The sequence below is a fragment of the Candidatus Amarolinea aalborgensis genome (genome assembly GCF_900491745.1).
Taxonomy (GTDB): Bacteria; Chloroflexota; Anaerolineae; order SSC4; family Amarolineaceae; genus Amarolinea; species Amarolinea aalborgensis.
Window position 1 is genome coordinate 18,324 of the sequence record NZ_UETR01000040.1, and the last position, 9,297, is coordinate 27,620.

General features: G+C 62.1%; 5 protein-coding genes. 1 reads left to right on the top strand and 4 read right to left on the bottom strand.

Annotated features, from left to right (window positions below):
* Positions 1-19: 19 nt before the first annotated feature.
* The 3 genes from ACPQ6D_RS21335 to nifJ all read right to left on the bottom strand — a co-directional run bounded on the left by ACPQ6D_RS21335 (position 20) and on the right by nifJ (position 6,188).
* The gene (locus tag ACPQ6D_RS21335; RefSeq protein WP_423226376.1) at positions 20-1,213 is read right to left on the bottom strand and encodes a hypothetical protein; all 1,194 of its coding nucleotides are present in this window, start codon (positions 1,211-1,213) and stop codon (positions 20-22) included.
* A 312-nt stretch (positions 1,214-1,525) separates the two neighbouring features.
* Positions 1,526-2,518, bottom strand: coding sequence for a dihydroorotate dehydrogenase-like protein (locus tag ACPQ6D_RS21340; protein WP_423226377.1), 993 nt, complete (start codon positions 2,516-2,518; stop codon positions 1,526-1,528).
* Between the two features lie 121 nt (positions 2,519-2,639).
* Complete coding sequence (gene nifJ / locus ACPQ6D_RS21345) at positions 2,640-6,188, bottom strand: pyruvate:ferredoxin (flavodoxin) oxidoreductase (RefSeq protein ID WP_423226378.1); 3,549 nt, start codon at positions 6,186-6,188, stop codon at positions 2,640-2,642.
* Between the two features lie 301 nt (positions 6,189-6,489).
* Here nifJ and ACPQ6D_RS21350 point away from each other — a divergent pair, with 301 nt between their 5' ends.
* On the top strand, positions 6,490-7,752 hold the full coding sequence (locus ACPQ6D_RS21350; protein WP_423226379.1) for a radical SAM protein: 1,263 nt from the start codon (positions 6,490-6,492) through the stop codon (positions 7,750-7,752).
* Here the strand turns inward: ACPQ6D_RS21350 and ACPQ6D_RS21355 are convergent.
* The coding region (locus ACPQ6D_RS21355; RefSeq protein WP_423226380.1) for an arylsulfotransferase family protein at positions 7,746-9,297 on the bottom strand (1,552 nt) is incomplete at its 5' end. The two genes, ACPQ6D_RS21350 and ACPQ6D_RS21355, sit on opposite strands and share 7 nt — an antisense overlap.

The following is a 9,297-nucleotide window of genomic DNA, read 5'->3' on the forward strand; positions in this document are numbered from 1 at the left end:
ATGACCTCTGGAATGATCGTCAGTACATTTGCAGCGGCAAGGCGCCGCCCGGCCCCGCGGCCAAGGCCCACGTTTCGCCCGCCGCAAGCGGAATGGCGTCTTTAATTGGCGTCTGCCCCTTCAAGGTCAATGTGAAATCATGCCTGCCCGGCGCAAGATCAACGAACGGCACCCCCGCCATGGATCGCTGGCTCGGATCTTGGACGCCCACCTTGATCTCCTTGCCGTCAATCTTAAAGATCACCTCTCCGTCGGTCACGTTGCCGAAGTAGATCCGTGCTCGACCGGTCGGCGGCAGGATGCCCGCCTTCTGGGCCGCCGCTTGATCGTGCACAACCAGGCTGATGTCAGTGCCATTGTCAGCGTTACGCGTGAGGCTCAAAGCGAGCTGTCCTTGCTCAAGGTGATCGAACAACAGGTCGGCCTTGCTATCCGTAGGCGCCAGGCTGGCGGGCAGTTCATGCCATCCGCGGGTCGTCAACTCAGTGCGATACAGCGCCAGCACCGCGCTCAGCGCGGACGGGGAAACGGCCGTGAGCGAACGGCGATAGGCGCCGGAGTCCCCCACATACTGGGTGTAGTCCTCTGGCACCGGTAGGCCATCCTTATCCTGCGCCTTAAGCGTCCCCGATGGCGTCGGGTTGGTCGCCTCTGGCGTCCCTCCCGCAGCTTGCTCATTCCCCAGGCCAGACGTTGAGATAACGACGCTCGTGCCGCTGTCAGCTTTGACCATCATGATGTTCAGGGTCGCCTGCCCCTTGGCGAAGTTGATCGCGCCGACGTCGTCTGTGACCATGGCCACGGCGGCGTCCTCCTGCCAGCCAGCCGCAGGAAGTTCTGTGCGATAGAATTCAACTAGGGCGTTGATCGCAGAGGGGCTAGAATAACTGATTTCCTGCGTATCGGGATCGTACTTCAGTTCCGCGGCATCTGGCGGCGTCGGCAGCGTCGGCGGCATTGGCGTCTCTGTCGTGCTCTCCGCGGTGGGGCTTGGTTCGAGGGTTGGCGCAGCCAGCGTCGGTGTGGCTGGAGCCAATGTCGGCGTGGCTGGAGCGAGCGTCGGCGTGGCTGGAGCCTGCGTGGGCGCCACGGTCGAGGTCGTGGTGGCTGTGGGAGGCGTTGCCTGGCTTCCACAGCCGCTGAGCGCGGCGATCAAGGTCACTGCGAGAAAAAAACCACCCAACCATTGAAGTTTAGCGAGTCGTTGCATCATGCACACTCCTGGCATAAGTTGTCATTCGGTCCGCAGAAAGTCGGTTTTTGGAGCAATCGGTTGCGACCGATCTGCGCCCCGTCTACGGCGTCTAGTCTAACAACCGCTGACCCCACATACCGTAACGCCGGTTCTATTGCGCCGCCGCGAGAGGTGGCCCCTGCGGCGGCGATACGTCTTGCCTCAACGACCCCCTGTGTACTGGCGACCCACGTGGCCGCGGCCCGTGTAACGTGCGCGTGCTCACAGCGACCAAAAGAGAAGCCCTGGAAGGCAAGTCTTCCAGGGCTTCTGTTGGGCAACAAGCGCACCCTAGATGCGGTAGTTCGTCAGCGCCTTCATGTAGTTCGCGCGCTCGAACGCGCCCGGCTCCGGTACAGAACGCTGACTGAGGCTGCCCTTCATCTGTTCGATGGATTCGTAGTCGTGTTCTTCCATCCACCAGGTGATGCTCTTCACCAGCCAGTCAATCTTGGCGATGCTTGACTTCAGCAGCAGCGAACAGACATTGGTGATGTCCGCGCCGGCCATGATCGCTTGCAGCACATTTTCCGGCGTGTGGATGCCGCTGGTGATCGCCATCGAAGCCTTGATGTGTCCGTAGAGGATGGCGGCCCAGCGAATCGGCACGCGCGATTCCTCGGGTGTGCTGAGGACGATGTGCGGCACCACCTCCAGCGCCTCGACGTCAAGCTCAGGCTGGTAGAAGCGGTTGAACATCACCAGCGCGTTCGCGCCAGCCTCGTCGAGGCGGTGAGCGAAATTGGGGAAGGCGCTGAAGAAGGGGCTGAGCTTCATCGCCACCGGAATCCTGACCGTAGCCTTGACAGCCTTGAGGACATCGAGGTAATCCTGCTCCACGGCCTGCGCGGTCAGCTCAGGATTGGTTGCCAGGAAATAGAGGTTCAATTCCAGGCCATCCGCGCCCGCTTGTTCCATGAGGCGGGCGTAGTCAATCCAGCCGCCCAGGCTGACGCCGTTGAGGCTGGCAATGATCGGAATGTCCACCGCCTGCTTGGCCCGAAAGAGGTGCTCCAGGTATTCGTTGGGGCCGAGATTGAATTCGTGCGCAGTGGGAAAGTAGTTGAGCGCCTCGGCGTAGGAATTACTGCCATAGGAAATGAAATGATCGAGCGCCTTTGACTCGTGCACAATCTGCTCTTCGAACAGCGAATACATCACCACCGCGCCGGCGCCCATGTCCTCCATGTGGCGAATGTTGTCAATGCTCCTCGACAGGGGTGACGCCGAAGGCACGATGGGATTGCGCAATTTCAGTCCCATGTAGGTGGTCGAGAGGTCCATAGTGCTTCCTTTCTGTGGTCGTTTGTTGGGCTAGAGGCTACGTCTGCCAGCGGATGCGCCAGAAAACCGGGTTCCTTCAAGGTGTCTACCTGTCAGAAACCCGGTTTCTGCGCGCGCTGCGTCAGGCGTGTTCGCCGCCGTCACCGTTGAACTTGATCGAGGCCATGCCTTCGTACAGGTGCCAGCGATCGGTCACATCATGCTGCGCCTGTTGGATCAGACGCCGCGCCTCAACCGGGTTGGCGGCGGCGAGCATGTTATAGCGCGTTTCTTTGTACGCGTAATCCTGGAAGGAGATCGAGGGCGCCTTCGAATCCAGGTGCAGTGGATTGTGCCCCTCAGCGGCAACGGCCGGGTTGTAGCGGAAGAGCGGCCAGGCCCCGCTGGCGACTGCGGCCTTCTGCTGGTCGCCCCCAAACTTCAGATCATAGCCGTGCGCGATGCAGTGACTGTACGCGATGATCAGGCTGGGGCCGTCGTATGCTTCAGCTTCCAGGAAAGCCTTGATCGTCTGCGCATCATTGGCGCCCATGGCCACACGCGCCACGTAAATGTAGCCGTAGCTCATGGCGATCATGCCCAGGTCCTTCTTCGGCGTCCCCTTGCCCGCGGCCGCGAACTTCGCTACGGCCGCGCGCGGCGTGGCCTTCGAGCTTTGGCCGCCCGTGTTCGAGTAGACTTCCGTGTCGAGCACGAGGATGTTGACATTGCGTCCCGAGGCCAGGACATGGTCAAGGCCGCCGTAACCGATGTCGTACGCCCAGCCGTCGCCGCCCACGATCCACAACGAACGTTTGACCAGGTTCTCAGCCACATTCAACAACAACGCGGCCTGCGGATGGTCAGAGCTGGCGAGGATGGATTTGAGCTGCGTCACGCGTGCCCGCTGCGCACGAATGTCATTCTCTTTGCTTTGATCCGCAGCCAGCAGCTCATCGGCCAGCGTGTGGCCGATCAGGTCGCGCAGTTGATGCACCAGCTCGCGCGCAAACTGGGCCTGCTTGTCCAGTGACAAGCGCATCCCCAGGCCGAACTCGGCGTTGTCCTCGAAAAGGCTGTTCGACCAGGCCGGGCCGCGGCCTTCGGCGTTCTGCGCCCAGGGTGTGGTCGGCAGGTTGCCGCCGTAAATGGAGGAGCAGCCGGTGGCATTGGCGATGACCAGGTGATCGCCGAACAACTGCGAGAGCAGCTTGAGATAGGGGGTCTCGCCGCAGCCCGCGCATGCGCCGGAGTATTCGAAGAGCGGCTGCAGCAGCTGCGACCCCTTGACCGAGTCTATCTTGACCAAGTCGCGGTCAATCTCTGGCAGGTCGAGGAAGAACTCGTAGTTGGCGCGCTCTGCCTCGCGCAGCGGGAGCTGCGGCGCCATGTTGATGGCCTTGAAGCGCGGCTCACGCTTGTTCTTGGCCGGGCAGATGTAAACGCAGGCGCCGCAGCCAGTGCAGTCATCCGGGGCTACCTGGATGGTGCAAAGCATATCGGGGAATTCTTTACCGATCGCTTTGTGCGTCTTGAAGGTCTCCGGCGCGCCGGCGGCCAGTTCCTGCGGATAGAACTTCATGCGGATGGCCGCATGTGGGCAAACCAGGGCGCACTTGCCGCATTGAATACAAACAGCCTCATCCCACGCCGGAATCTCCTGCGCGATGCTGCGCTTCTCCCACTGCGATGTGCCCGTGGGATAGGTGCCGTCCGCGGGCATCATGGAAACCGGCACGCTGTCGCCCTTGCCGGCCATCAGCATCGCGGTCAGGCCTTGCACGAACGCAGGCGCCGCAGAGGACACAGCCGGCGGTCTGGTCAAGGCGCTGCTCACCTGCGCCGGCACCGTCACCGCATACAGATGCTCCAGCGTGTAATCTACCGCGGCAAAATTCTGCTGCACCACCGCCTCGCCCTTCTTCAAATAGGTGTTGCGGATGGAGTTCTTGATGGCGGGGATGGCTTCCCCCTTGGGCAAGACGCCAGAGATATCGAAGAAGCAGGTCTGCATGATGGTGTTGATGCGTACGCCCATGCCGGTCTCGCGCGCCACCTGGTAGGCGTCAATCACATACAGCTTGAGCTGCTTGTCAATGATGGACTTCTGGACTTCGCGCGGCAGGTTGTCCCACACATCGTCGGGGCCGAATGGGCTGTTGAGCAGGAAGGTTGCGCCCGGCGCCGCTTTCTCCAGTACATCATAGCGCTCCAGGAAGTTGAACTGATGGCAAGCGATGAAATTGGCGCTGGAAATCAAGAACGGCATGTGGATCGGCTGCGGGCCAAAACGCAGATGCGAGACCGTCACCGTGCCCGATTTCTTAGAGTCGTACACGAAGTAACCCTGCGCGTAGTTGTCGGTTTCGGTGCCGATGATCTTGATGCTGTTGTGATTGGCGCCCACGGTGCCATCCGCGCCCAGGCCGTAGAACAGGCAGCGCACGACGCTGGCCGGTTCCAGGTCAAAAGTCGGGTCAACTTCCAGGCTGGTGTGGGTCACATCATCGGTGATGCCAACGGTGAAATGGTTCTTGGGCGAGGCCTTGTCCAGTTCATCGTAGACCGCTTTGACCTGCGCTGGCGTGAATTCTTTGCTGCCCAAGCCGTAGCGCCCGCCGATCACCTTAATGAAGTGGCCGGTTTCGAACAACGCCGTGATCACATCCTGGTACAGCGGTTCGCCCGCGCTGCCTGGCTCCTTCGTGCGGTCGAGCACCGCAACCGTCTTGACGGTCACTGGCAGCGCAGCCACGAAATCGAGCGCGCTGAACGGCCTGAAAAGGCGCACCTTGAGCACGCCGACCTTGGCCCCACGGGCATTCAAGTAAGCGGCCGTCGTTTCCGCGGTCTCGCCGCCCGAACCCATGACCACAATGACCTTCTCGGCGTCGGGCGCGCCGGCGTAGTCAAACAAGTGATACTGACGGCCAGTCAGCGCGGCAAAACGGTCCATCGTCCCCTGCACGATGGCGGGCGTCGCCTTCATGTACGGGTTGACCGTCTCACGGCCCTGGAAGTAGACATCAGGGTTCTGCGCGGTCCCGCGCATGAACGGATGATCAGGGTTCAGGCCGCGCGTGCGATGCGCAGCGACCAGCGTATCATCAATCATGGCGCGGATGTCGTCCGCGTCCAGTTTCTCGATCTTGCCGATTTCATGGCTGGTGCGGAAACCGTCGAAGAAGTGGATGAACGGCACCCTGGCTGCCAGCGTGGCGGCATGGGCAATCAGCGCCATATCCATCACTTCCTGGGGCGCGCCGCTGCACAACAAGGCCCAGCCGGTGGCGCGCGTGGCCATGACATCGCTGTGATCGCCAAAAATGGAAAGCCCCTGCGCGGCCAACGCGCGCGCGGCCACGTGAAACACGGTGGAGGTCAGTTCACCGGCAATCTTGTACATGTTGGGGATCATCAGGAGAAGGCCCTGCGAGGCCGTAAAAGTGGTCGTCAGCGAGCCTGTCTGTAGAGACCCATGCACTGCGCCTGCGGCCCCGCCTTCGCTCTGCATCTCAACGACCAGCGGCACGGTGCCCCAAATGTTCTTTTCGCCCTGGGCTGACCACGTGTCGGCCCATTCCCCCATGACGCTCGATGGCGTGATGGGATAGATGGCAATGACCTCACTGGCCTTGTGTGCAATGAAGGCCGCCGCTTCATTGCCATCCATCGTCGTTATCTCTCGCATGATTTGTCTCCTCAGAAAAACGGTTAGTACGCAAGCGACGTTGCTTGCTATGGGGTGTGTCTGTTTTCGTACTCTCTGGTTCGAACTGGCCGGTTGATCCGGGCCTGGGGTTTCCTTTGGCTTCCGTTGCGCCTGGACCGCGGCGGCGCGCCCTTGCGCCGCCGCGGAATGCCCCCTTGTTATAGTATTCCGCCAGATGGGCCGCAATGACGCAAGTCATGTCTCAGGCAAATCAGGCGGGCTAGAATGAAATGCACAGGGCAAGGGAAGAGGAAAAGGCGAAGAAGGGAAGAAGAATCCAATGACAATTTTGCACCTGCCCTTGGCGACAGGCAAGACGGCGATCATCAATGGACGGCCAGACTCCACCACCATCATGCTGGATGCACAAACGATGTTCACGTTCGACGCGGGGGGCCGCTTGCATGGAGCCTTCGCGCAGGGCAGCACGTATCGCCGCAGCCTGGCCAATGCGGTTCTGGAGAAACGCCCCGGCCCGCGTGCGGGACTCTCATCCCGCCAACGCCGCTTTCTAACCCCCGCCGAGGTACAGCGCCTGGAGGAGCAAGCGTACGCGGCGGCGGCGGACGTGCGAGCGCATGTCCAGGATCAGGGCCAGGCGCCAGCTGCGATCCTGACCGCCCTGGCGCGCATCGCTGGTTACAATTATGACCAGTTAGAAGAGGAACGCAAGGTCTACGAACGGCTCTACAAGCCGGTGACGATCCTGCCGCCCGATCAGTACCTGGCGCTCTACCTGCAGGCCACGGAGGGCTGCGCCTACGATGCGTGCAGTTTCTGCGGCTTTTATCGTGATCGGCGCTTCCACGTCAAAACGCTGGCGGAGTTTCGGGCGCACATGGCCGCGGTGCGCGCCTTCTTCGGCGAGGCCCTGACGCTGCGGCGTTCCATTTTCTTGGGCGACGCCAACGCGCTGATGATTCCCCAGGCCGCCTTGCTGCCGCTGCTGGATGCGGTCAACACAGAATTCGCAATCGCGCCGCCAGGCTTGACCGGATCGCCCTTGCGCGCGTGGAAAGCGGCCCACCCACAGCACTTGCAAGGCATCTATTCCTTCGTGGATGCCTTTTCGACGCGGCGCAAGACCGGGGCGGAGTGGCGCGCCCTGGCCGACCGCGGCCTGCGCCGCGCCTACATCGGGCTGGAGACCGGCGACCCGGCGCTGCTGCGCTTCCTGGGCAAGCCCAACACGCCGGCCGAAGCGCAAACCCTGGTCGCGGCCTTGAAGGAAGCCGGCATAGCGGTTGGCATCATCGTCCTGGTCGGCGCGGGCGGCGAAACCTACCAGGAGGCGCACATCGCCGCGACCACGCGGCTGATCAACGCGCTGCCGCTCGATGCGGGCGATCTCATCTACCTGTCGGAGTTGATGGACTATCCAACCGCCACCTATGAGGCGCAAGCCGCCTCGGCCGGGGTGCGCATGCTGACCGCGAGCGAGATTGACGCGCAAAGCCAGCGTTTGCGCGCCGGCTTGCGCGCCGGAGGCCAATCCGGCGCGCCCAAAGTATCGCTCTACGACATCCGCGAGTTCATCTACTGATGGATTCCCAGGAAGGGCAGATAGGCCGAGCGACATGCCTCGCCTCCCGTGGCAACCACGTTGGAATAGGTCATGTCATGGCCCTGCCGATCCACGGGCAGGACGCGAAAGTAGCAGTAGTCGTCAAGCACCGCCGTGATATCGGCGCTCGTCTCGAAACTCGTCTTGATCTGGCTGCCCAGCGGCGCGATGACGACCCGCGGCGTCACCCCGCCGTAGATGCGGTAAGAGGCCACTTCCGTAGCGCCATTCCAACTGAAATTGAGCTGCGTGCGCCCCTCGGCGCGCGTCACGACCAACGTTGGGGGCCATGCGGGACGGCCGATCCAGGGAAAACGGTAGGCGCGGTAGCTCTGGTGCGCAGGCGCCATCGTCAACTCGAAGGCCTTGGCCCCGCTCGGCGTCACCTCCGTCAGCGTCGGCAGCCCGCTGCCCCAACCGATCATGGTGTTGCCGTTGGGCAGGCGCTGCGCGTTGCCCATGCTGTCGCCGTAGGTATCGGGCGTGTTGCGATATTCCCACACCAGGGTGGCGGTCAGGCGCTGTTGATCTAGCACATACTCCAGGGCGCGCGAGTATTCCGGATCGAGGTGGTTGCCGTTATCAAAGAGGGTAAAATGCCCATTCGGCTGCACGCGGATGTCGTGCTGGTGGGAGAAGCCCCGACTGTCATTGATGAAGGTGAATTGATTGTGCTTGCCGCCCCAGCGCCACATCACCGCGCCGGTCTGGCGATTGATCTTGGTGATTTCGTCCAAATGGCGGCTGGAAATCACCAGGTTGCCATCCAGGTCGCTGCTGATCGTGTTGCCGTGCACATAGTCAATCACCGGCAAGGTCAGGTCCACGTTGGTGTCCGTGATGGCAAAGTGATCCCAACTGCGCCATTCGAAGATGATGTTGCGGCTGGGATCGAGCTCCTGCAGCACCAAACCGTAGACCGTGGCCGTGGGCCAGCCGCCAGGGACAATCTGGCTCATGTCAATCTGCTGGGGATCATAGCTCTGGTAGCGTTGATTGCCGTTGGCCAGGAGCTGAAAATCGTGGTGGTCCGTCCAGCGGTACTTGGCGTAGTAGTAGCCGACGGTCGCGTAGGTGGCATCGAGGATGTGAAAGCGCCCCACGCTGCGGTCGTAGAAAGTGAGTTGACCGTTGGGCCACTTGCGCAAGTCGGTGCCGGCCTGGTTGGCCGCCAACTTGCGGTAGTAAACCGGCTCGCCGCGATTGTCGAGCATCATGATGTAAGGCGCGGCCGTGGGCAAACCGGGGCCGGTGAAATCGGTGATGAAGACAAAACCATCGGCCGCGGCCGCGGAAGCCGGCACGGTGACGGTGATGACCGGGAAATCGGCCGGCAGGGTCACGTAACGCGGAGCCGGCGCGGCGGCCGGCCAGGCTGGCGCAGGTTGGCCGGCCGGATTGGCATCCGCCGCATCTACGACGGCAGCGGGCGGCATGAGCGCCGCGCGCGGCGGCATGGATGAGACAGTGAACTGGAACGAGACGCCCGCGATCGGCCGCCCGGCTTGCGTCTGCAAGCCATCG